This window comes from Ottowia thiooxydans DSM 14619 (assembly GCF_000422885.1).
In the GTDB taxonomy this organism is placed as follows: domain Bacteria; phylum Pseudomonadota; class Gammaproteobacteria; order Burkholderiales; family Burkholderiaceae_C; genus Ottowia; species Ottowia thiooxydans.
This window is the reverse complement of sequence record NZ_KE383942.1, coordinates 170085-192950: the sequence shown is the minus strand read 5'-3', so window position 1 is coordinate 192950 and position 22866 is coordinate 170085. Positions and strand designations below refer to the sequence as shown.

21 protein-coding genes are annotated in these 22866 nt (G+C 58.2%); 6 read left to right on the top strand and 15 right to left on the bottom strand.

The genetic code is table 11. From position 1 onward, the window contains the following. Positions 1-92 precede the first annotated feature (92 nt). Together G518_RS0127295 and G518_RS0127290 are read left to right on the top strand one after the other, a co-directional pair. Positions 93-2618, top strand: a complete 2526-nt coding sequence (locus G518_RS0127295; RefSeq protein WP_051237468.1) for a TonB-dependent receptor — start codon at positions 93-95, stop codon at positions 2616-2618. Positions 2619-2620: 2 nt separating this feature from the next. After that, on the top strand, positions 2621-3883 hold the full coding sequence (locus tag G518_RS0127290) for a PepSY-associated TM helix domain-containing protein (RefSeq protein ID WP_028605182.1): 1263 nt from the start codon (positions 2621-2623) through the stop codon (positions 3881-3883). A gap of 47 nt (positions 3884-3930) precedes the next feature. Here G518_RS0127290 and G518_RS0127285 read toward each other — a convergent pair whose 3' ends face one another. The 5 genes from G518_RS0127285 to G518_RS0127265 all read right to left on the bottom strand — a co-directional run bounded on the left by G518_RS0127285 (position 3931) and on the right by G518_RS0127265 (position 10060). Further along, complete coding sequence (locus tag G518_RS0127285; RefSeq protein WP_028605181.1) at positions 3931-5505, bottom strand: malonate--CoA ligase; 1575 nt, start codon at positions 5503-5505, stop codon at positions 3931-3933. 19 nt (positions 5506-5524) lie between these two features. Continuing rightward, entirely contained in the window at positions 5525-6265 is a 741-nt protein-coding gene (locus tag G518_RS0127280; RefSeq protein WP_281170567.1) for an enoyl-CoA hydratase/isomerase family protein, read from the bottom strand. A 75-nt stretch (positions 6266-6340) separates the two neighbouring features. Then, positions 6341-7405 (bottom strand): Bug family tripartite tricarboxylate transporter substrate binding protein, encoded by a 1065-nt coding sequence (locus G518_RS0127275; RefSeq protein WP_084652320.1) that lies wholly within the window; start codon positions 7403-7405, stop codon positions 6341-6343. Positions 7406-7699: 294 nt separating this feature from the next. Next, the gene (locus G518_RS0127270) at positions 7700-9034 is read right to left on the bottom strand and encodes a sulfatase family protein (protein WP_028605178.1); all 1335 of its coding nucleotides are present in this window, start codon (positions 9032-9034) and stop codon (positions 7700-7702) included. Positions 9035-9091: 57 nt separating this feature from the next. Beyond that, entirely contained in the window at positions 9092-10060 is a 969-nt protein-coding gene (locus tag G518_RS0127265) for a Bug family tripartite tricarboxylate transporter substrate binding protein (RefSeq protein WP_028605177.1), read from the bottom strand. 80 nt (positions 10061-10140) lie between these two features. Here G518_RS0127265 and G518_RS37230 point away from each other — a divergent pair, with 80 nt between their 5' ends. Then, a complete protein-coding gene (locus tag G518_RS37230; RefSeq protein WP_156909560.1) occupies positions 10141-10611 on the top strand; it encodes a MarR family winged helix-turn-helix transcriptional regulator in 471 nt (156 codons plus the stop codon). A 73-nt stretch (positions 10612-10684) separates the two neighbouring features. Here the strand turns inward: G518_RS37230 and G518_RS0127255 are convergent, their stop codons facing one another. The 5 genes from G518_RS0127255 to G518_RS0127225 all read right to left on the bottom strand — a co-directional run bounded on the left by G518_RS0127255 (position 10685) and on the right by G518_RS0127225 (position 14631). After that, on the bottom strand, positions 10685-10987 hold the full coding sequence (locus tag G518_RS0127255) for a hypothetical protein (protein ID WP_028605176.1): 303 nt from the start codon (positions 10985-10987) through the stop codon (positions 10685-10687). Positions 10988-11018: 31 nt separating this feature from the next. After that, on the bottom strand, positions 11019-11321 hold the full coding sequence (locus G518_RS0127250) for a hypothetical protein (protein WP_028605175.1): 303 nt from the start codon (positions 11319-11321) through the stop codon (positions 11019-11021). A 673-nt stretch (positions 11322-11994) separates the two neighbouring features. Then, positions 11995-13380 (bottom strand): malonyl-CoA decarboxylase, encoded by a 1386-nt coding sequence (locus G518_RS37225; protein WP_051237466.1) that lies wholly within the window; start codon positions 13378-13380, stop codon positions 11995-11997. A gap of 76 nt (positions 13381-13456) precedes the next feature. Next, positions 13457-14272 carry a prolipoprotein diacylglyceryl transferase gene (gene lgt, locus G518_RS0127230; RefSeq protein WP_028605174.1) on the bottom strand — a complete coding sequence of 272 codons (816 nt, stop codon included), beginning with the start codon at positions 14270-14272 and terminating at the stop codon, positions 13457-13459. A gap of 104 nt (positions 14273-14376) precedes the next feature. After that, positions 14377-14631, bottom strand: coding sequence for a TIGR04438 family Trp-rich protein (locus G518_RS0127225; protein ID WP_028605173.1), 255 nt, complete (start codon positions 14629-14631; stop codon positions 14377-14379). Positions 14632-14730: 99 nt separating this feature from the next. On the opposite strand from G518_RS0127225, the gene G518_RS0127220 reads away from it, so the two are divergent. After that, positions 14731-15045 (top strand): c-type cytochrome, encoded by a 315-nt coding sequence (locus G518_RS0127220; RefSeq protein WP_028605172.1) that lies wholly within the window; start codon positions 14731-14733, stop codon positions 15043-15045. A 195-nt stretch (positions 15046-15240) separates the two neighbouring features. On the opposite strand, the gene acs is transcribed toward G518_RS0127220, so the two are convergent. Next, positions 15241-17223 carry an acetate--CoA ligase gene (acs, locus tag G518_RS0127215; RefSeq protein WP_036596312.1) on the bottom strand — a complete coding sequence of 661 codons (1983 nt, stop codon included), beginning with the start codon at positions 17221-17223 and terminating at the stop codon, positions 15241-15243. Positions 17224-17428: 205 nt separating this feature from the next. On the opposite strand from acs, the gene G518_RS0127210 reads away from it, so the two are divergent. Next, the gene (locus tag G518_RS0127210) at positions 17429-18034 is read left to right on the top strand and encodes a TIGR00645 family protein (RefSeq protein WP_028605170.1); all 606 of its coding nucleotides are present in this window, start codon (positions 17429-17431) and stop codon (positions 18032-18034) included. A gap of 100 nt (positions 18035-18134) precedes the next feature. Here the strand turns inward: G518_RS0127210 and G518_RS0127205 are convergent, their stop codons facing one another. From G518_RS0127205 to G518_RS0127190, 4 genes are all read right to left on the bottom strand, one after another. Beyond that, positions 18135-18809, bottom strand: a complete 675-nt coding sequence (locus G518_RS0127205; RefSeq protein ID WP_028605169.1) for an RraA family protein — start codon at positions 18807-18809, stop codon at positions 18135-18137. 75 nt (positions 18810-18884) lie between these two features. Next, on the bottom strand, positions 18885-19928 hold the full coding sequence (locus tag G518_RS0127200) for an amidohydrolase family protein (protein ID WP_028605168.1): 1044 nt from the start codon (positions 19926-19928) through the stop codon (positions 18885-18887). Positions 19929-19951: 23 nt separating this feature from the next. Then, positions 19952-20929, bottom strand: a complete 978-nt coding sequence (locus G518_RS0127195) for a tripartite tricarboxylate transporter substrate binding protein (RefSeq protein ID WP_028605167.1) — start codon at positions 20927-20929, stop codon at positions 19952-19954. Between the two features lie 77 nt (positions 20930-21006). Further along, complete coding sequence (locus G518_RS0127190) at positions 21007-21894, bottom strand: type 2 periplasmic-binding domain-containing protein (RefSeq protein ID WP_028605166.1); 888 nt, start codon at positions 21892-21894, stop codon at positions 21007-21009. A 170-nt stretch (positions 21895-22064) separates the two neighbouring features. On the opposite strand from G518_RS0127190, the gene G518_RS0127185 reads away from it, so the two are divergent. Then, complete coding sequence (locus tag G518_RS0127185) at positions 22065-22814, top strand: IclR family transcriptional regulator (RefSeq protein ID WP_028605165.1); 750 nt, start codon at positions 22065-22067, stop codon at positions 22812-22814. The last annotated feature ends 52 nt before the right edge of the window (positions 22815-22866 follow it).

The window sequence follows — 22866 nt, the reverse complement described above, 5'->3', positions numbered from 1 at the left end:
ACGGTAGCACTTTTTTCTTTTCGTTCGGGAAACAAGGGAAGGCCCATCACAAACGTGAACGCGGCCACTGCCACCATCGAAAAGGAAAGTTGATGCATCCGCGCCACCTCATACGTTCGCAATATCTCTCGCCCAAACCTGCTGCCCCATCCCCACTGGCCCACGCTGCGCTGCTCCTTTGCTTGAGTGCCAGTGGCCTGGCCCTGCCATCCATAGCCTTGGCCCAACCAGCGCAGCGTGCGGTCTCTGAGGTGCGGTATGACATTCCCGCTGGCTCGCTTGATCAAGCGCTCAACCGCTTCGCCACCACAGCGGGCATCGTGCTGTCAGTTGATGGATCACTGACAGCGGGCAAAACGAGCCGCGGACTTGCGGGCAGCTTCGGAGTGCATGACGGTTTTTCCGCTTTGCTGGAGGGTTCAGGGCTGGAAGCGATTCAGGGTGCGGGCGGAGGTTATGTCTTGCGCAGATCAGTGGCGGCATCGAAATCATCAGAAGCCACACCACGGGACTCAGGGGTCTCCACCTTGCAGACGGTCACGGTCACCGCGCGAAGTGAGTCCGCCGACAGTAATCCCCCACCCTACTCTGGCGGACAGCTTGCTCGGGGAGGACGGCTCGGGTTGCTGGGCAATAAGGACGTGATGGACACGCCCTTCAGCATTGCCAACTACACCAGTGAACTCATCCAGAACCAGCAAGCCGCCACACTGGCCGATGTTCTGGACAATGATCCCGCCGTTCGCATGAGTTCCCGGGGACGCAACACCAGCGTAGGTGGCGGCGATAACTTCTTTCTGCGCGGCTTTGGCCTGGCCAACCGGGACATCTCGTTTAACGGCCTCTACGGCGTCCTGCCCTATGGCAGCCTCTCGCTGGAAACGGTGGAGCGCGTGGAAGTTCTCAAAGGTCCCAGCGCATTGTTAACCGGCATGGCTCCCAGCGGAGGCGTTGGAGGAGCTATCAACGTAGTGCCCAAGCGCGCAGCCGATAGGCCCATCACGCGCCTCACGGCCAGCTATGCCTCCAACTCCCAATGGGGAGGGCATATAGACGTGGGCCGGCGTTGGGGCGAAGACAACCAGTTCGGAGTGCGAGTCAACGGTGTTTACCGCAGCGGCCATACTTCTACTTCAGGCCAGAGCATCACACTGGCTGCGGGCGCCATCGGACTTGACTACAGAGGCGACAAACTTCGCGCATCGTTCGACGTGGGGTATCAATCAGATGATGCCAAGGCGGCTGCAGTGGGTTACCGCCTGGCCCCCACCTTGAGTGCGATTCCCTTGCCGCCAAGAGCCGGTGAAAGATTCGCCCAATCCTGGGAGCGCAGAAGTTACAAGGACGACTATTACGTTGCTCAAGCAGAGTACGACGTGTCACCCGTCTGGTCATTCTTTGGGGCTGCAGGGGCTCGAAATCATCACCACACGAACTTCCGTACCGAATCCCGCATTCTCAATCCCGCTGGCGACACCACCACTTCGCCCGTCAACTATCCGGAGTCTTCCAAGTCGAAGTCCTATCTCATGGGTATGCGGCTGAAGTTTGGCGCATTGAATGCCCAGCACGAGCTGAACATAGCGGCGTCCTCCATGGATATCGCAGCGGGCTACGCCTTCGCTCAGTGGCAGGGTTTCGCATCAAACCTTCATCGCCCGGTCTTCGTTGAAAACCCTTTTCAGACAGGCGCGCCTTTTGCTGGCTTTCTGGATACACGCCAGGCTTCTGAAACCAAACTTGCTTCAGTGGGCATCTCCGACACCATGTCCTGGCAGGACGGCGCCGTTCAGCTCACGCTGGGCATGCGGCGCCAGAAAATCACTGTCGACAACTACGCTGGCACAGCACCTGTGAACAACTGGGTTTCCGGTTATGGGAAATCAGTCAATTCACCAGCGGTGGGCCTGGTGTTGAAACCGTGGAACAACACATCCATCTACGCAAACTACATCCAGGGGCTCAGCGCGGGCGCCACGGCACCTGCGGACGCTGAGAACGCCGGTCAGGCCTTTCCTCCCATCAAGACCAAACAAACGGAGCTGGGCGTCAAGGTCGATTTTGGCCAGGTTATTGGCACCATCGCGCTTTTCGAGCTACGGCAACCCAATGCCATCACAGTACCTGGCAGCGCGCCCAATCGATACCGCTATGTGATGGACGGGGAGCAACGCAACCGGGGAATTGAAGTCAGTGCATTCGGCCAGGTGGTGCGCGGTGTGCGGATTCTGGGTGGAGTGACCTACATGCAAGCCAAGCAGGTGCGTACGCAAGGTGGCGCCAACGACGGCAAAAGCGCCATCGTTGCTCCGCGCTGGATCAGCAATGCTGGCGTGGAATGGGATACACCATTCCTGCCCGGCCTGACGCTGACGGCACGCACCTTGTTGACAGGCTCGCAGTACGTGAATGCACAGAACACCCTCAAGCTGCCAGGGTGGGCTCGCTGGGATCTGGGCGCACGTTATCTCACCCGCTCATTTGGCCGTCCGCTCACCATTCGAGCCAACATCCTGAACCTCGCTAACCGCAGTTATTGGGAAGGCAGCGCTGGCTCAGGTGGCATTGTGTTGTCTGCGCCACGCACATTCAGCATTTCCGCGACCATGGATTTCTGACGGTGCGCCTGCGATCGGCGGTCGCAAGCCTGCATCGTTGGATCGGCCTTAGCATGGCCGGATTTCTGCTTCTTGCAGGGTTGAGCGGCGCCCTCTTAGCCTGGTATGAGGAACTGGATGCATTGCTAAGCCCCGCGCTCCTGAAGGCTCAACCAGCGCCGGGTACTGAGCAGGCGCTGGCCCCTTTGGCACTTCGCGCGCAAGTTGAAAAATCCTACCCCAACAAGCTGGTCAATCACATACCACTCAGCCAGGCGATCGGTCGCTCGGCCGTGTTCTATGTGGTGGCCCGGCCAGGTCAGCCTGGCGCACCCGAAGAGCCCGTGCTGCAGGTTCTCGTTCACCCCTACACAGGACAAGTGCTGGGCGACAGGGTACTTGGGGACATCGGATTCGACGCCAAGCATGTCATGCCCTTCGTATACCGTCTCCACCATTCGTTGGCGCTCGGCACGATTGGGACTGTCTTGCTCGGTGCGATAGCGATACTGTGGACGCTGGACTGCTTTTTCGGCTTCTGGCTGACCTTACCGGTCGCCGGGCGAAAAGCCAAGAGTGGCCTGAATCCTTCTCATGACGCTGCTATGTGGCGAGCTCAGGGCGGATCAACCAGAAGGCCATGGCTTGTGAAATGGAAAAAATCCTGGTTAATCCGATGGCACGACGGCGCCTATAAGCGAAACTTCGACCTGCACCGTGCTGGCGGTCTCTGGATCTGGCCCATGCTTTTGGTCTTCGCGTGGAGCAGCGTGGCTTTCAATCTCTCGCCCATCTATCAGACCGCGATGAAAAAATCAGGCCTGCCATTCCAGGGAACAGCGAAGTCGCTGCCTGCACCTGGCAGCGCCCAACTCGAGCCAGGCCTCGATTGGAACCAGGCTCTCACTATTGGCCGAAAGCTGATGTCTGAGCAGGCGTTGGCGCAAGGGTTCACGACTGAGCGGGAAGACCTGCTCTACTACGACACGCGCAAAGCCATCTTCAGCTACTACGTGCGCACCAACCTGGATGTACGAGAAAAGGTCGGCCGAACCCATGTGGTCTTCGACGCCAATAGTGGCGCGCTTCGCAGCACATGGTTTCCTACAGGCGCGGCAAGTGGCGATACCTTCACCAGTTGGATCACAGCCCTGCATATCGCAGGGCTGTGGGGCCGACCCTTCCAGATTTTTGTCACCCTGGTGGGCTGTCTGGTCGCCATGCTCAGCTTCACCGGTCTAGTGATCTGGCAAAAGAAGCGGCGTCTTCGGAACAAGGCCGCTTGAACAGGGCACCCCAGAGACAACACTGAGGGCGTCCATATTTGCCGTGTTCAAGGCGTCTGCGCTGCGCCTGCAAACAGGCCCTTGTGTTGCTCTCTAAGCAGATTTTTCTGCACCTTGCCCATCGTGTTGCGAGGCAACTCGGTTTCTATGAAGCAACGCTTGGGAATCTTGAAGTTAGCCAGGCGCGCTTTTAACTCTGCCAGCAACGCCTCCCCATTCAATTGGGCACCCGGTTTGGCGATCACCACCGCAACGCCTACTTCACCAAAATCAGGATGAGGCACCCCCACCAGGGCGCTCTCAGCGACCCCGGGCAGCTCGTTCAGGTAGCCTTCAATCTCCGCCGGATAGACGTTGTAGCCACCGCTGATGATGAGGTCCTTGCTTCTTCCCACGATGGTGACATAGCCACTCTTGTCTTGCAGGCCCACGTCACCGGTTTTGAAGAAGCCGTCAGACGAGAACTCTTCAGCGGTCTTCTCAGGCATACGCCAGTACCCGGCAAAAACGCCTGCTCCCGCCACCTGAATACCGCCAATCTCTCCGGTAGGCACAGGCTTCCCATCGTCCCCCAGCACCCGCAATTCCACGCCGGGCAAAGGAAAACCAACGGTTCCTCCGCGTCGCTCGCTCTGGTTGTTATGGCGCGGATCGGCACGGTAGGGGTTGCTGGTGAGCATGGTGGTCTCACTCATGCCATAGCGCTCCAGGATGGTGTGACCTGTGCGTTCCTTCCAATCAGTGAAGGTTTCCAGCAGCAGCGGCGCGGAGCCACTGATGAACAAGCGCATGTGCGCGGCTTGCTCGCGGTTCAAGGATGGCTCAGCCAGCATGCGGACATAAAGCGTAGGCACGCCCATGAACACCGTGGCGCGGGACATATCGGCTATTGCACGCCGGGGGTCGAACTTGCCCATCCACAGCATCTTGCTGCCATTGAGCAATGCGCCGTGAATGGCCACGAACAGACCGTGCACGTGAAAGATCGGCAAAGCGTGGATCAACACATCGCCCCGCTCCCAGCCCCAATAGTCTTTGAGCACGCGCGCATTGGACAGCAGGTTGCCATGCGAGAGCATCGCACCTTTGCTGCGGCCCGTGGTTCCACTGGTGTAGAGAATGGCAGCCAACTCATCGGCGCGCCTTGGAGCCGGCGTTTGTTGAGGGCTGAAATGAGCGGCGCGCTCAAGAAGGCTCCCCGTACGATCTTCATCCAACGTGAACACGTGGCGCGCGCCGGCTTTGAACGAAAGCTTGCTTACCCAGTTGAAGTTTTTGCTGGAGCACACCACTATGGCTGGCTCAGCATTTCCTATGAAGTATTCAATCTCGGCACTTTGGTATGCCGTGTTGAGCGGCAGAAACACAAAGCCTGCCCGCAATGTAGCGAGGTACAGCAGCATGGCCTCGACGGACTTCTCCACCTGCACGGCCACCCGGGGCGGCACGCCATCCGGTGAGGGCGCGATATCCAGAGATTGCAACAGGTTGGCGATCATGGCCGTGGCGCTATCAATATCGCGCCAGGAGTAGGAAAGGCCCTCGTCAGTCTCGACGGCAATAGCATCCAGATCAGCGGGGAAACCGGCGCGCAGCGCCACAAAGAGGTTGTGGTTGGTCATCATGCTTCAAGCAAAAAAATCAAAAAAACTTAGGTGGCCGCTTGCTCAGGAATGCCGAGATGCCTTCGCGATGCTCTGAACTTTCGGCATAGGCGTAGGCCTTGGGCAGCAGCCTTTCAATCGCCCCTGGCGGGTTTGCGCCAAGTACCCGGAGGGCCTGCTTGTTCATGCGGGCAGCTTCAGGTGCAAGGCTGGCGATGCGCCGCGCCCTTGCGCTGGCATGCGGCGCCAATTCTGCATCTTCCAGCACAGCGTGTAGGAAGCCTCGCGCCTTCATCTCGCCGGAATCCAGCACGGCCCCTTCCAGCAGCATTTCACGTGCAGTCGCTTCACCGGCCACGCGCATCACCAGTTGCGCCTCGCGCGGCGCCATTGGAAAACCGAGTCGAGCAATCGGGGCGCCGAACTTGGTGGAGCGAGAGGCCACGCGAATATCACAGCAGCTGGCAATCTCCACCCCCGCACCCATGCAGTTGCCCTCTATCGCAGCAACAATAGGGACATCGCAAGCCAACATGGCCTCCAGACCGCCCCATACATCGTCCTCGTGAAAGGCACGCAGGCTTTCCGAATCAAAACGGAAATCGGGATATTCGGAGATATCGCCACCAGCGCAGAAGTGGCCAGCCTGGCCGCTTATGAGCACACAGCGCGATTCAGAACCAGCCTGAACCCGAGCGAATACTTCGCGTAGCTGGCGCCACATACTGCGAGACATGGCGTTGAACTTGCCGGGATGCGAGAGCGTGACGATAGCCACGCCCTCCTCCTCTCTCAAGAAAACCTGACCGCCTGAGACTTGGCTTGACACTCCGAACACCACCTTCCAACTGAGTTAGTCGAGTTTGGCGCCAGAGGCTTTCACCACTTGCGCCCAACGCTGAATCTCAGAAGATATCAAAGTGGCGAACTGCGGCCCTTCCACATCAGGAAAGACAGCACCCTGCGCGGCCCATACGGCCTTGGCTTCATCGGCCTGGCACGCTTTACGAATACTTTCAATGGCCGCTTTCTGCATATCGGCCGGCATCCCCTTGGGCGCCCAGATCCCATACCAGGTGCTGACGTTGTAATCAGGCAAGCCCAGCTCGGCTGCACACGGCACATCGGGGAAAGCGGGGTTGCGCTGCTTGCCAGCCACCATCAAAGCCTTGATTCGACCAGCCTTGATATGGGCGGCGGACGAACCAAGTCCATCAAAATTCATGTCCACATTACCTGCGATGAGATCCAGCAGCGCGGGGCCTGCACCCCGGTAGGGAATGTGGGTGATGAACGTCTTGGTCTGAATCTTGAACAACTCGCCCGCCAAATGGTGGACTGATCCAGCGCCTGCCGAGGCATAGTTCATCTTACCCGGGCTTTTTTTGATCTGCGCCAGAAGTTCCTTGAACGTCGCTGCCGTCGTGTGTTTGGGGTTCACCACCAGCACCTGCGGCACGCTCGCCACCTGGATCAAAGGCACGAAATCCTTCTCGATGTCGTAGTCAAGCTTGGGATACATGCTGGGCGCGATCATGTGGTGAGCGCCGCCCATGAACAAGGTATAGCCATCCGCAGGGGCTTTAGCCGCTATGGAAGCGCCCACAGTGCCACCCGCACCGCCGCGGTTGTCAATCACCAGGGTTTTGCCCGTGAGCCTGGAGAACTGGGCCGACAGTGGCCGAGCGAAAGCATCAGTCCCGCCGCCGGCAGGAAACGGCACCACCAACGTCACCGCCTTGCTAGGCCATGCGGATTGCCCGATTGCGCCCAGGGGCAACGCCACTGCGGCGGCACCCAGAATAGCTTGCCGACGCGTGATGAAAGAGTCCCCACCCTGCTCCGTTGCTTGTGGTGTACGGCTCTTCTGCGGCGCGTCTCTTGAATTGAGGTGGCCCGACAACGAAAAAGATCTCATTGGTTTGTCTCCTTAGGGTTATGAAGCTCGTTGCACAAGTGCTTCTCTTATTTTTCCATTCCGGACAATAACAGGGAGCGGGCCAATAACCCAGAAAAACCAAAGGCAGTCGGGGAACCCCCTAGTGCAGTGTTTCATGCTTGGTGGCACAAATAAAAAGGATGGATTTTTGGTCATGACGAGGCGCAAGCCGCAGTGATACCCGGAGGTATCGCGAGGAGTTGCAACGCTGCCAGGGCCGAAAAGACGCCTTTTTATGTGCCAGATAGCGTGAAACGCTGCACTAAAAGAGGCTCAACGCTGGGGCATGTCCTTGACGGAATAGCCCAGGCTCACAGTGGCGTCTGGCGGGATAGCTGGCATGCTGGAGGCCCATGCTTCCCATGAGGCACGCATCGCGGCAAGACGCTCAGGCTCTCGATCAGCGTGGTTGGCGCGCTCGCGTTCGTCAGCACGGATGTTGAAGAGGTAGTCATTGCCATCCACCCGAAGATATTTCCAGTCTCCCTCCCGCGATGCACGCTGTCCGCGGTGGTTCATTCGCCAATACAGAGGGCGTTGGAACTTAGCTTGCGAATCGGTAAGTACGGAAAGCAGTGACACGCCATCCAGCGGGTAGTTGGTGTGAGGCGTTGCACCACCGATGTCAATCATGGTGGCGGACCAGTCCATCGTCATGCACAGCTGCTCGCTGATACCGCCAGGGCGAATCATGGCTGGCCAGTGGGCAATCCAGGGCACACGGATGCCGCCCTCGGTCAAATCCATCTTGCCGCCCACTAGCGGCCAATTGTCAGAAAAACGCTCGCCGCCGTTGTCGCTGGTGAAGACGATCAAGGTGTCATCCAGCAGCCCCTCATGGCGAAGTGTCTCCACAATGCGGCCAATGCCCTCGTCCATGTGGTGGATCATGCGGTGATAGGTATGGATGTTGCCACCATGCAAATGGAAAAGGTTGGATTTAACCTCCTGCGCCAGCGCAGCATCGTCCCGTGTTTCCCAGGGCCAGTGTGGCGCCGTGTAATGTACGCTGAGGAAAAACGGGGAGCCCTCACGCGCGCCCGGAGCCATGCGTTGCACATAATCGACCGAGCGCTCGGAGATGAGATCGGTCAAATAGCCTTCCTGCGCCTGCTCAGCTTCGCCCTGATACAAATCGTGCGAACCATTGCTGCTGCAGTGGGTGAAATAGTCCACCCCACCAGACATGGGGCCGAAGAACTCCTCATACCCTGATTTAAGCGGACCGAATGCGGGTGGGTAGCCAAGATGCCACTTGCCCATGAGCGCCGTGCGATAACCAGCATCTTTGAGCAGGGATGGCAATGTAGGGTGCTCAGGCGGCAGGCCCAGTGTGGTGCTGCCCCGGCTCTTGCTATTGATGGGTTCTTCGGCTGCACCGCGTAGCCTGTACTGCCAGCGCGCCGTCATCAGCCCGAAACGGGTGGGCGAACATACAGGCGAGTTGCTGTAGCCCTGCGTGAACTTCACACCCTGCTCGGCCAGCCCGTCGAGCACGGGTGAAACGCGGCCAAAGCGCGCATCACGCCCGCCGTAACAGCCCAAGTCTGCGAAACCGAGATCGTCGGCAACGATAAAAACAATGTTGGGGCGCTTTTTTTGGGTCATTTCAATTTCGGGGCTGCAACGAACCTGAACGTCTTGATGCCAAGACACCTCGTCATCCTAAGGCTGGTAGCCTGATTTCTGCACCACCGGCGCCCACTGCGCTCGATAGGCTTTGAGCATAGCCGTGGTTTGCGCTGATGTGCTGGATACGGGGGTCATCTTGGCATCGACAAACTTCTGCTGGGTATCAGGGTCGAGCATCACATCGCGGATGGCGTTGCCCAGCCGCTCTACCTTCTCACGCGGCATGGAAGCCGGTGCGAACAGAGCATTCCACCCGGTGGCCACGAGATCAAGCCCAGCCTCCTTGTAGGTGGGAACCGTCTTGGAAAATGGCGAGCGCTTGGCGCCCGACGTGGCGAGGATACGAAGCTTGCCGCCTTCAGACTGAGGCAGCAGGGTATCCAACGTGTCAAAAGCGACGGGCAGTTGCCCGCCAATCAAATCACTAATGAGCGGTGCAGAGCCTCGGTAGCCCACCACCTGGCCGTTGACCTTGGCTTTTTCAGAGGTCATCAAAGCGAAGAAGTGAGGCAGGCTGCCGGTGGCCGGTACGCCAAAATTGGCCTTGTCTGGGTTGGCACGCAACCAGGCCAGCAGATGGCTCAGCTCCTTCACGGGCACCGCAGTAGACACCGCCAAACCGAACTCATAGTCGCTGATTTGGGAAACCGGCTGAAAGTCCTTTTCTGGATCGTAGCCGGCGTCTTTGAACACCAGCGGGGCCACGACCACCAAGGCGGGGTTGGCCAACATGAGAACGTTCTGGTTGGCGGCCAGCCCCTTGAGTTGTTGAGCCGCCAAACGTCCGCCTGCGCCAGTCTTGTTCTCCACAATCACAGTCTGGCCTAACTTGGCGCCTAGCTTGTCGGCCACGATGCGCGCGGCGCGGTCACTGGAGCCTCCAGGGGCATAAGGAACCACAAAGCGCAAAGGCCCTTCGGCTTGGGCAAATGCGTTGGGAACAGTCAGTGGGCTGACCAGCACGCTGGCTAGGGCGGCGTACGCGAAATTTCTTCGTAGCAAAGCTTGTCTCCGGTGAATAAGGATCACAGAATCAAAGACTTTAGGTGCCAGCCAAGAATTGACAAAATCAATCATTGCCCGTGAATACCCTGATGCCCGCCTCACGCCTTACCCAACCGCAAGAACTGCATGACATGCTGCTATTTCGCCTCTGGCGCTTGACTGCCAGCGCGAGCCGGCCCGTGATCCAAATGTGCGAAGAGGAGTTTGGTGTCACAAGGCGGGAGTGGCGCATGCTGGCGGAGCTGGCTTCAAATGACGGCATGCAGTCTTCACAACTGGCCGAACAAACGGGGCTGGACCGCGCTCAAACCTCTCGTGCCGTCACCAGCCTAGTGATCAAGGGATTCGTGGTGCGCGAACCGCGCCCAAGCGACAGGAGAGAGGTGCCGCTGCGCCTCTCCGAGAAAGGTCTGGCGCTATATGAACGCCTTCTGCCACGTGTGGCGGCGCTCAATCGCGATCTGGTGTCGGTACTGTCCCAAACTGAGGCCGACGCGCTGGATGCAGTGCTCCGGCGTTTGCAAGCTCAGGCTCAATCCGCAGATTAAACAAAAAAAACGAGATGACATGCATCTCGTTTTTCTGTTCAAGCGGCCCGTTACCAGGCCACCTTAAGCGCAATCAGGCTGATTCGCCGCTTTTCACGTGGAAACCATGGGCAATGGCTTCACGAGTCGATTGACGCACTGCGGCACGGGTGACATCGCTGTGCGCACTGGTATCGATTGCGAAAGCGTTGTAGCCATCGGTAGCGGGCGGAGTGGCAATGGCTTGCTGGCGCACTGCTTCGCGGGTCAGTGTGCTGACGGCTTGTGCTTCGTTCAGAAACAGCGGGCCTTCGCCAGATGCAGGTTGTGCTGCGAAAGCGTTGCCAGCCAGAACGACGGAAAACAGGGAAGCGAGGGCGATGGTTTTAACTTGCATGATCTTTCCTTTAAATTTGTTCTTTATCTACTTAAGCCATTTCGCCGCTTTTCACGCGGAAGCCATGGGCAATGGCGTCACGAGTGGACTCACGCACTTCGGCACGAGTCGCAGTGCTGCGCACAGACTTGGCATCGGAAACGGAGTCGTAACCGTTAACAAGGGGTGGGTTAGCAATGGCTTCCTGGCGCACAGCTTCGCGGCTCAGTGTGCTGACAGCTTGCGCTTCGTTCAGAAACAGTGGGCCTTCGCCAGATGCAGGTTGTGCTGCGAAAGCGTTGCCAGCCAGAACGACAGAAAACAGGGACGCGAGGGCGATGGTTTTAACTTGCATGATCTTTTCCTTTAAGGTGAATCTTTAGTCCAGCGAGACTGCCCATCAGGCGGCCTCCTCTTCAATGAGTCCTCTTTACTTTTTGGACTCATCGCGGAGGAGGCTTTTTGCTTGGAAAGCTAGTGGCCGGCTCCGTAAGACGTAGTTTGCGCCTGCAATGGGGTGTTTAAAACCCCCAAACCAGAACAACACTTTCTCCGAATTGGAAACAATCATTTCGAGAAATCGGGATCAAGGCGCAAAATTTGGCTCCAACGAGTGAACGGCCTTAGCGCCGACCACTTTCCACCCGACGAAACACTCCGACCCTGATGCTGTTTGCGCTTCTGAAGAAAGCGTTTGCGCCTTCTCAGAAGTTGGGAATGGATCCGGCGTGCGCGAAAGGGCCGTCAAAAGCCGCCCGATCAAGGCGCAAAGCGCAGGCATAGCTCGGGCTATGGCGAGCATTTGCAACGCGGAGCGGGTGGTTTTGGGCGGTCAAGGCGGGCATGAGGGATTCGTTTGCGCCTTCTCAGAAGGTGGGAATGGATCCGGCGTGCGCGAAAGGGCCGTCAAAAGCCGCCCGATCAAGGCGCAAAGCGCAGGCATAGCTCGGGCTATGGCGAGCATTTGCAACGCTGAGCGGGTGGTTTTTGGCGGCCAAGGCGGGCATGAGGGATTCGTTCACACCTTCTCAGCCCATCAAGCTCTTGACCTGCCCGGATACAGGCACCTTCCCCTGCACCAGAGAGGCCTTGTGCCTGTCCAGGCGATTGAGGTCGTAGAGATAGTTCACCATCAACCCAAACGACTGCTTGAGCCCCTTGGCGGAAGGGTCGGCAAGCCAGTTCAGGCGTTCCACGCGGGCACCATTGCCTAGGTGAAAGCGCGCGACCGGATCAAGCGGCTTGCTGCCTTCAATGCCCTGCCCCAGGTATTCGGCGGCGCTTGCCAGCAACCAGTGGCGAAGCGCGGAGCTCTCTTTCATATCGGAAACACCATCCATGGCCGCAAGTAGATTCTTTGCCGTGGGAGGTTCACCCAACTCGCGCGTCAGCGATTGCTGCGCCCGGGCTGGCGTGGCCTCCATCAAACGCCCCGCGTTCTTCACCAACCAGCCGCGCAAACCGGGAATCGGGGAAAGCGTGGCAAAGACCTTCAGGCGCGGAAACTCCGTTTTCAGGGTGTCCACCACATGTTTGATCAGCGAATCCCCAAAACTCACACCACGCAATCCGGCCTGAGTGTTGCTGATGGAGTAGAAAATAGCCGTGGTCGCTTTTGCCAGATCGGCCGGGGCGGCAGACTCATCGAGCAGCGGTGTGATGCTGCCAGACATCTCGCCAAGCATGGCAACCTCTACAAAGATCAGCGGCTCATCTGGCAACCTGGGGTGAAAGAAGCCGTAGCAGCGGCGGTCGCTGTCCAGCCTGTTCTTGAGATCGGCCCAACTGCGGATGTCATGTACCGCTTCGTACTTGATCAATTTCTCCAGCAGCGAGGCGGGTGAATCCCAGCTCATGCGGCGCAACTCCAGGAACCCCACGTCAAACCACGTCGAGAACATGTATTCCATCTCGACGTCCAGCGCGGCCAATGTGGGGCGCGCCTTGAGATGCGGCAACAGTTGTTCGCGCATGTCCACCAGGAAGCGCACGCCTTCTGGCAATACTGAGATCCGCTGCAGAATGCGCCGGCGCGGTGACACCGTGGCGCGCCGCAGCCGAACCTCCGCAACCGCCTCATCGGAAGTGCCTATAGCGGACGCGTACTGTGCTTGCGCAGCCTGCGCCTTGACTTGATCGGCTACGAATTGCTCGCTCATCAGCAGCCAGACATCCAGCCTTTCACCGGGAGCGGCTTTGTTGTACCAAGTGATCAGTGCCTGAGCGCGGCGCCCGCCCTCGACCTCCCCTACGCGGGGATCAATGATGGCTTGAAGTTGTTCCAGCAGCTTTCGCAGTGCGCGCGGCGACAAGGCTTCGCCCTTGCGCCCCAGGAGTGATTCCAGGCGTTCATGCGTGCCACGCGGCGAACGCGCCGCGTCTTCCGTGAGCTTTGAATTGACTTCCGTGTTCATACCAATCCGATCTCCACGCAATAAAAACGTTCCCCGCAGGCTGTCGGGCTTAAAGCGACGATAGCCGCCTCGAATCTCAGCTTACGGTTTCACGGCGCTTGCTCGCCCAAACCCACATCACAATCCCGGCCAGGATCATGGGCACGCAAAGCCACTGCCCCCGTGACAAGCTCATCGCCTGCAAGCCTAAAAAGGCATCCGGTTCGCGGAAGTATTCAGCGATGAACCGAAACAAGCCATAGCCGAACAAAAACGCTCCGCTGACTTGCCCCATCTTGCGTGGTTTTCTGGCGTACAGCCACAGCAAGATGAACAGTAAAACCCCCTCCATCAGGAACTGATACACCTGGGAGGGGTGGCGGGGCTCAGGGCCAGCGGCAGGAAACACCATGGCCCAAGGCAGCGTTGGGTCAGCAAGGCGTCCCCACAACTCGCCATTAATAAAATTGCCCACCCTGCCGGATGCCAAGCCCAGAGGTACGCAGGGTGCGATCAAGTCAGTCACTTGCAGCCAAGGCCGGTGACGTGAATACGCCCACAACACCATCGCCCCAATGACCCCGAGCATGCCGCCATGAAAACTCATGCCGCCTTGCCAGATGGCAAAGATCTCCAGCGGATGCGCCAGGTAATACCCCGGCTTATAAAACAGGCAGTAGCCAATCCGCCCGCCCACAATGACTCCCAAGACGCCATAAAACAGCAAGTCTTCGATGTCGCGCCGCGTCCACGGGGCGGGTTGGGTGATGCTGGCGTATGGTTCGTGCTTCAGTCGGCGTGTAGCCAGCCAGAAGAACAGCGCGAATGCGACCAGATAGGTAAGCCCGTACCAATGGATGGCCAGGGGTCCCACTTGCAAAGCGATGGGATCAATTTGGGGATGAATCAACATGCTCGCATTGTGCATGCTCACACACCCTATCCGTGGTCAGGGTGCATGCAAAAGCGCTACGGACGTTACGGCGGGTCACCACGCCAGAGTGATGGATCACACGCCTAATTGCGGCGCCGCTTGGATGAGGCGGTAGGCTGGCCGATGGCCTTGCGTTGACGGTCGATGCGCTGCTGCTTACGCACATCGTGCCTGTCCATCGCCTTGCGCTTGGTATATCCCGACCAATCGGCCCACGCCCACCAAACGATGGCTGCGGCGAAAGGCACCAATACGAGCCACCAACTCCACTGCGCGACAGGGCTGATCTCGAAATATTTCAAGAGCAACAAAATGATTCCCAAACCCAGCAAATACATCAGGTTTCCTTGAAGGAGATCAGGTCTTGAAGTCAACCCGCATCTATACAATAACGTTTTGAGAATGTAGCTCAATCACCCACGAAAAAAAGGAAAGACATGAAACGCGCTTTGTTCGTCCTGGCTGCCCTGGCCGGCCTTACCGCAGTCTCGACTCCGGTCATGGCTAACGAGGCTCTTGCCAAGTCGAAGAACTGCATGGCTTGCCACACAGTCGATAAAAAACTTGTGGGCCCATCCTACAAAGACGTAGCTGCCAAGTTCAGCAAAGATGCTGGCGCGGCAGACATGCTGGCAGGAAAAATCATGAAAGGCAGCTCTGGTACCTGGGGTGCTGTACCCATGCCTCCCAATGCCAACGTGAGCGAAGCGGAAGCCAAAACGCTGGCCACCTGGATTTTGTCGCTGAAATAAATCATCTGCCAGGCAGGAAGCTGGGGCGCTTGCTCGCGCTCCTGGCCTCCTGACATTTCGCACGATGCGCCGCCCTTTGAGGCGGCGCTTTGCTTTTCGCCCGCGCCGGCAACCGCAGCTTAGCTATGGCGGCGCTCGGTATCACCAAGCGATCCGCGCGATCCGCACTTTTAGTACGTTTCGCGCAGGTGCCTACTAGTAAGTTTGATCCAGCTGAGTCAAGATCTGCGGGTTTTCAAGAGTACTCGTGTCTTGGGTGATTTTTTCACCCTTGGCCAAGCTGCGCAGCAAGCGTCGCATGATTTTTCCCGAACGTGTCTTAGGCAGGTTTTCGCCAAAGCGAATGTCTTTGGGCTTGGCAATAGGCCCGATTTCCTTGGCCACCCAATCACGCAACTCTTTAGCGATCTGCCGGGCTTCGTCACCTTCCGGTAATGAACGTTTAAGCACCACGAAAGCGCAGATGGCCTCGCCGGTGGTGTCGTCCGGGCGCCCCACCACGGCTGCCTCAGCCACCAGATCAGTCTTGGCCACCAAGGCTGATTCAATCTCCATGGTGCCCATGCGATGGCCCGAGACATTCAGCACATCGTCAATACGGCCGGTAATGCGGAAGTAACCCCGCTCGGCATCGCGCACGGCGCCGTCGCCGGCCAGATAGTAGCCTTTGAGTTCTTCGGGGAAATAGCTTTTCTTGAAGCGCTCAGGATCGCCCCAGATCGTGCGGATCATGGAGGGCCAGGGCTTCTTGATCACCAGAATGCCGCCGGAGCCATTGGGAACGTCGTTCGCAGCCTCATCCACGATGGCGGCCGCAATCCCCGGCAATGGCAGTGTGCACGAGCCTGGCACCAAAGGAGTGGCCCCAGGCAGCGGCGTAATCACGTGACCGCCGGTCTCGGTTTGCCAGAAGGTGTCGACCACAGGGCAGCGTTCGCCGCCCACGTGCTTGTGATACCAGATCCAGGCTTCTGGATTGATAGGCTCGCCCACACTTCCAAGAATGCGAAGGCTGCTCAGATCCCAGTTCTTGGGATGCACTTTTTCGTTTGTTTCCGCCACCTTGATGAGCGAGCGAATGGCCGTAGGGGCGGTGTAGAAGATGGTGCACTTGTGGCGCTCGATCATCTGCCAGAAGCGACCGGCATCCGGGTATGTAGGCACCCCCTCGAACACGATCTGAGTGGCGCCCGCCGCCAGTGGCCCGTAGGCGACATAGGTGTGGCCGGTGATCCAGCCGATATCTGCAGTGCACCAGAAAACGTCGTTGTCTTTCAGATCGAACGTCCAGTCCATGGTCATCTTGGCCCACAGCAGGTAACCGCCGGTGGCATGCTGCACGCCCTTGGGCTTGCCAGTGGAGCCACTGGTGTAGAGCACGAACAGCGGGTGCTCTGCATCTACCGCCACCGGCGCGCACTCAGTCGACTGACCTTGCTGGAACTCGGCGAAGGTTTTATCCCGCCCAGCGACCATTTTGCAGGCCGTTGACGTACGCTCATATACGAACACGTTCTTAACCGATTCACAGCCATCCATGCTCAGCGCTTCATCCACCACGGCTTTCAGAGGCAGCTCCTTGCCCCCGCGCATCTGGTAGTTGGCGGTCACCACGGCAACGGCGCCTACGTCGATGATGCGCTCTTGCAACGCCTTGGCAGAAAAGCCACCAAACACCACGCTGTGTGTGGCCCCGATGCGCGCGCAAGCCTGCATGGCTATGACGCCCTCGATGGTCATAGGCATGTAGATCAGGACACGATCACCTTTCTGGATACCGTGCGCCTTCAGCCCATTGGCGAATTGGCTAACGCGCGCCAGAAGCTCCTTATAGGTGACCTTGGTAACGGCGCCGTCATCTGCTTCAAAGATGATGGCGGTCTTGTTTTCAACCGGCGTACCCAGGTGCTTGTCCAGGCAATTGGCACTGGCGTTGAGCTGGCCATCGTCGAACCATTTGTAGAAGGGCTTGTTCGATTCGTCGAGTACCCGGGTAAAAGGCTTGTTCCACACCAGGTTTTCCCGGGCTTGGCGTCCCCAGAAGCCTTCGGGGTCCTTGTCCGCTTCGGCATACAAGGCCTCGTAAGAGGACATGCCCGAGATGCGCGCAGCCTTGGTAAGGGCCTCGCCAGGAGGGAATACGCGGTTTTCAACCAAAACCGATTCGATGGCACTCATGAGGATTGTCTCCGTCGTTGTTGCACACAGCAGGCGCCCACGCGCCACCCTAAACCCTGCCATCATCCGGCAGAGCTCTTACAAAGTTCTGACTTCGCCTTCAACCAACCTATTCCTTGCGTTGAGAGGCTTGTCACGGATACTTTCTACAATCACTGTTTTTATCAGGTTCTGAGGCGTCTTCGTCTTCGATCCACCTTATTTCATGTCCGACCCAGTCCAATTCCCTGCAAATCGTCCCCTGCGCCCTCTTCCGGCACTGGTTTTTGCCAGCCGATGGCTGCAGCTACCACTCTATCTGGGACTCATTGCGGCCCAAGGCGTGTATGTGGTGCATTTCCTTGTGGAGTTGTGGCATCTCATCCAGGCAGCTTTTGGAGATAAACACGCTCTGGAATTGCTTGTGAACGCGATTGGCTACCGAAGCACCGTTCCTGTGACCTCGCTCAACGAGACGGTCATCATGCTTGTGGTGCTCGCATTGATCGATGTGGTGATGATCTCAAACCTGCTCATCATGGTGATCATCGGGGGCTATGAAACCTTTGTCAGCAGGCTCAATCTGGAAGGCCACCGTGACCAACCCGAATGGCTGAGCCACGTGAATGCTTCCGTGCTGAAGGTAAAGCTGGCCCTCTCGATCATCGGGATCAGCTCTATCCACCTGCTCAAGACCTTCATCAACGCAGACAACTACACAGACAAAGTGCTGATCGCGCAAACGGCGATTCACGCTGTTTTCTTGCTGTCTGCATTGGCGATTGCCTATACAGACAAGCTGATGTCAGCTGCGGAAGAGGCGAGGCACTGACCGCTTAAGCGATCGAAGAACACCCAAGGGTCAGGCCGCGCGTCGACCGGGTGTCTTTGGCGTCCCTGGGCCAGTTTGCCTCACACGGGAACCTGCGCCCCTATTCTTCGATGTAGCAGCCCAGCCTCGTCAGTTCCGCATCTAGCCAAGCGAGGTCTTTCTTGCCGGCGATCGTGGCGGCCAGCGTTGCGGCCTCTGCGTTGCCCTTGGCCACGGCTGCGGCATGCACGCGGCCCACGTCTGCCAAGGGAACGCACAGCAGGCCGTCTTCGTCACCGACGATCAGATCACCGGGCTCTATCAGCATTCCATCCAGCGCGATAGGCACGTTGATTTCCCCGGGCCCATCCTTGTACGGACCGCGGTGGCTCACGCCGGCCGCATAAACTGGAAACTGGCCTGCACGTATGGTGGCCAGATCGCGAACTGATCCATTGATGACCATACCGGCTACGCCGCGGCTGATGGCGAATGAGGTCATGAGCTCGCCCACCAGCGAGTTGGTGAGATCGCCACCAGCGTCCACCACAATGACATCACCCGGTACAGCCATGGCCAGCGCTTTGTGAACCATCAGGTTGTCGCCAGGGCGTGCCTTGACGGTGAGCGCGGCGCCCGCCAGGTAGCCTCCACCGTGTAGAGGCCGCAGTCGCGGCCCGGCTGCGCTCATGCGGTGCATGGAATCGCTGATGTTGGCCACTGGAAGTCCGCGAAAGCGCTCCACCGTTGCTGGATCCACACAGCGGCGTCGTTTAAGAACTCGAAATCCGGTCATGAATATTCCTTAGATGATGTTGAATGCCATGTGGTTCAGGGATCACACCCTCTGCACCACGGCTGCTTCGTTAATTCAGGCCAGTGACCTATTTGCGCTAGCGTGACGAGCCATGTGCGCGGCAAGGCGTGGGTACACGCGCAGTGCATTGCCGCTGAAAAGCTTCTCGCGGCGCTGTACATCGAGCCAGTCGACAGCGTCGATGTAGCGCTTGGTATCGTCGTAGTGGTAGCCAGTGCGAGGATCGATGCCTTTCACCGCACCGATGATCTCGGAGGCGAACAGGACGTTGTCAGGGGGCACCACTTCCAGCAGCAATTCGATGCCCGGACGGTGGTAAACGCAAGTGTCGAAAAACACATTTTTCATCATGTCTTCAAGCGGCGGACGGTTGAGCTGCTGCGCCAAGCCGCGATAACGGCCCCAGTGGTAAGGAACGGCGCCGCCGCCATGCGGAATGACAAAACGCAGCGTGGGAAAGTCTTTGAAGAGGTCCGACATCAGGAACTGCATGAAGGCCGTAGTGTCGCCGTTGAGGTAGTGCGCGCCCGTGTGATGAAAGTTGGGATTGCAGGAGCAACTTACATGGACCATGGCGGGTACATCCAGTTCCACAAGCTTTTCGTAGAGCGGATACCAATGCCGAGCTGTCAAGGGCGGGTCAGTCCAGTAGCCATCGCTGGGATCGGGGTTGAGGTTGCATCCGACAAAACCTAACTCAAGCACGCAGCGCTCCAGCTCCGCAATGCAGTTGGCCGGACTCACTCCTGGCGACTGAGGGAGTTGGCAGACGCCAGCCAGTTGGCCTGGATACAGCGCTACGGCCCGATGTATGAGATCGTTGGAAGCGCGCGTCCAGTGCTGGCTGGTCGTCTCGCTGCCAACGTGGTGTGCCATCGCGCCCGCCATAGGCGAGAAAATAGTGAGATCCACGCCACGTTCACGCTGCATTCGCAGCTGGTTTTTTTCCAGGCTCTCGCGAATTTCGTCGTCCGTGATGTGGAAATCCGGCGTCAAAGGAGGAAGCGCAGGATTTTCCAGGGCCGCGATCTGACGTTTGCGATAGTCGTTCAGTGCCGGTGGCGAAGTGGTGTAGTGGCCGTGACAGTCGATGATCATGTCGTCTTTTTTTTGCATGTTCTTCAATCGATCTTGATTTTGTTCGTCTCGACGACCTTGCGCCAGCGAGCCTCTTCGCCACGTACGTAGGCGTTGAGCTCTTCCGGGCTTCCCGCACTCACGACCACCCCTTCCTGCTGGAGGTTGCGACGAAAGGCCTCCGTCTGACTCGCAGCTTTGGCCGACTCATTGAGTTTGGCGATGACATTGGCGGGTGTGCCAGCAGGCGCGTAAAGGCCATACCAGCTTTCTACCGAATAGCCCGGAACGGTTTCCGCTACGGCGGGCATGCCCTTGAACGCTGGAGAACGTTGGGGTGTCGTCACGGCGAGGGCGCGTAATTTGCCGTTCGAGAGAAGCGAGGAGACGGCGGACGAAGTGGCGAACATGATGTCAACTCGGCCGCCAATGATGTCGGTGATCGCACCCGAAACCCCTTTGTAGGGGATATGTGTCATCTCGACTTTTGCCAGGTTGACGAACATCTCACCGGCGAGATGCGCCGAGGTCCCATTGCCTTGCGACGCATATGTCAAGGCCCCGGGCTTGGATTGCGCTGCAACAAGCACATCCGCGACCGTCTTGTAAGGGCTGTCGGCGCGCACCACCAGCACATTGGGGCCGCGCCCTATCAAGATGATCGGGGCGAAGCCTGTGTCGGTGGAATAGGGAAGCTTAGCGACCAGGCTGGGGTTGACTGCATGCGCGAAAGAGGCAAGTACCAGGGTGTAGCCATCAGCCGGGCTTCTTGCCACCGCATCGGTGCCGATGATGGTGCCTGCACCGGGCTTGTTGTCGATGACGATGGACTGCCCTAAACGCTGGGACATGGCCGTTCCCAGTGCGCGTGCGATCGAGTCAACTCCACCGCCCGGCGGGAATGGAACGACCAGGCGGATTGGTTTTTCGGGGAACGCCGCGAGTGCAGGCATGGTCATTGCCAGCCCGAGCCCAAGCACGGCGCCAAATCGTACGACACGTTTGAAGAATTTATTGATCATTGTCTTGTTTCGAGTTTTAAGGTTTGTTGGCAGGAACGGGTTTTGCAGGATCGGGTGATGGTCGTTTTCAACGCATGTCAGCACAGCACTCCAGTCACTTCGTGGAAGAGTTCGTCGACTGAAAAACGGCGGGGAATCATGGACGTCGTGTACATGTAATTCACAAGGACCTCGATGTTTTTGCGGTTCGCTTCCACCCCGAACGGCGTAAACGCGGCCTGGTCGAGAGGCTCATTCGCCAGTCGTTTCGATTCCTTCAACATGCGCCATATTTCGCGAACTGCTTCCGGGTCGGAATTCGCAAAATCGTCTTTCACAACCATCATGTGGTTGATCTGAATCGCATCGTTGTTCACCTGCCAGGACCTCATCGCCTCCAGCGGATCCGCGATAACGGGGCGAATACGCGGGTCGTCCGGTATCGGCGTAACAACGAGTGCGTCGACCTCACCCGAGAAGAGCATTTCGGTCAAGTCCATCTTCGGAACCAGCGTGACGTTGGACGGGTCATTCCATTGCGGCACATTGGGTTGCTGGTGCGCGAGCCATCTGATCCTCGTCACGTCAACGTCGTACTCATTGCGCAAAATTCCGCGCAGCCAGGAAGCCGTGGTCGAGGTAAAAAGCCGCACACCAATCCGCGCGCCTTCGAGGTCTTTGGGCGTCATCAGCCCTCTGGTCGAGTCGTATACAAGATAGGGGTGTTGAAACCGGGAGAGGGTGACGGCCGGCAACAGCGACAACCTGCGTCCCGCGGCCCGCGCCTGCAGGAATGTGACCAGCGACAGCTCCGAAACTTCGAACTCCATAGCAACCGCTCTCGAGAACGCGGGGAACGCTACCGCGAACGGCGCGATGTCCAGAGCAACAGCATCAGACTTCATCAGGCCCGAACGGAAGGCCCGGGTATGAGGGAAGTCGCCAATCAAGGTCGAGACTTTCCTGGGGAAAATGTTGATCGTCATGTCCTTAGGTCTTATGGGAAGATGTGAATCGAATGTATGAAGCTTTGCGCAGAGCGACAACGGCGTTACATCAGGTGAAACGCCCTCCTCAGAGCAGGCCCAATGACTAGCGCGCGAGGGCTAAGAGGGAATCTCCCGATGTTGGGAACACAAACCGCAGCAGGTCTTGAATGAATAGCAGGCAGGGCAACTCAAAAGATCCAAAGAACCCTGTGTACGTACAGGCAGTGACACGCGCCCTGTCGATACTGACCAGCTTCACGGGAGACGACGACTACCTCTCCCTGGCCGAGCTAGGTCGCCGCACCGGCTTGCACAAACCCACCGTGCTGCGGCTTGCACGCACGCTCGCGCAATCGGCATTCATGGTGCAAAGGGAAGATGGTGCGTGGCGCCTTGGGCCAAGGACTGGGTGGATTGGATCGCGCTACCAAGCCCAGTTCGATGTCAACGATTGCCTGGAGCCGATCCTGCAGGAGCTGTCGTCTGCGACCGGTGAAAGTGCATCGTTCTTTGTCTATGAAGACAACGTGCGGATATGCCTCCTGCGGTCGGAAGGCCCTCAAGGCATTCGCGGCCATGTCCGCTCCGGCGAGTTGTTGCCCCTGGAGCGTGGTTCAGCGGGAAGGGTGATCCTTGCAGCCCTCGGCCAATCCGGCGACGTATACGACAAGATCCGCCGGGACGGCTACCAGGCAACGCGTGGAGAGTATGCGGCGGGTGCCGCAAGCGTGTCTGCGCCGGTGTACGGTGCGCGTGGCTCGGTGTTGGGGTCGGTCAGCATCTCTGGGCCCATCAAGCGGCTCACGTTTGCCCTGCTTGAAAAACATGCACCTCACGTCAAACGTGCCGCTGGGCAAATTTCCTATGAACTGGCCACGGTGACGCCAGCATCCCTGCGTTCGACTTGGCATCCCTGAGAACGTAGAGAATTATCCGATCCTAAAACGCTCCCAAGGGCTGGGCAACAAA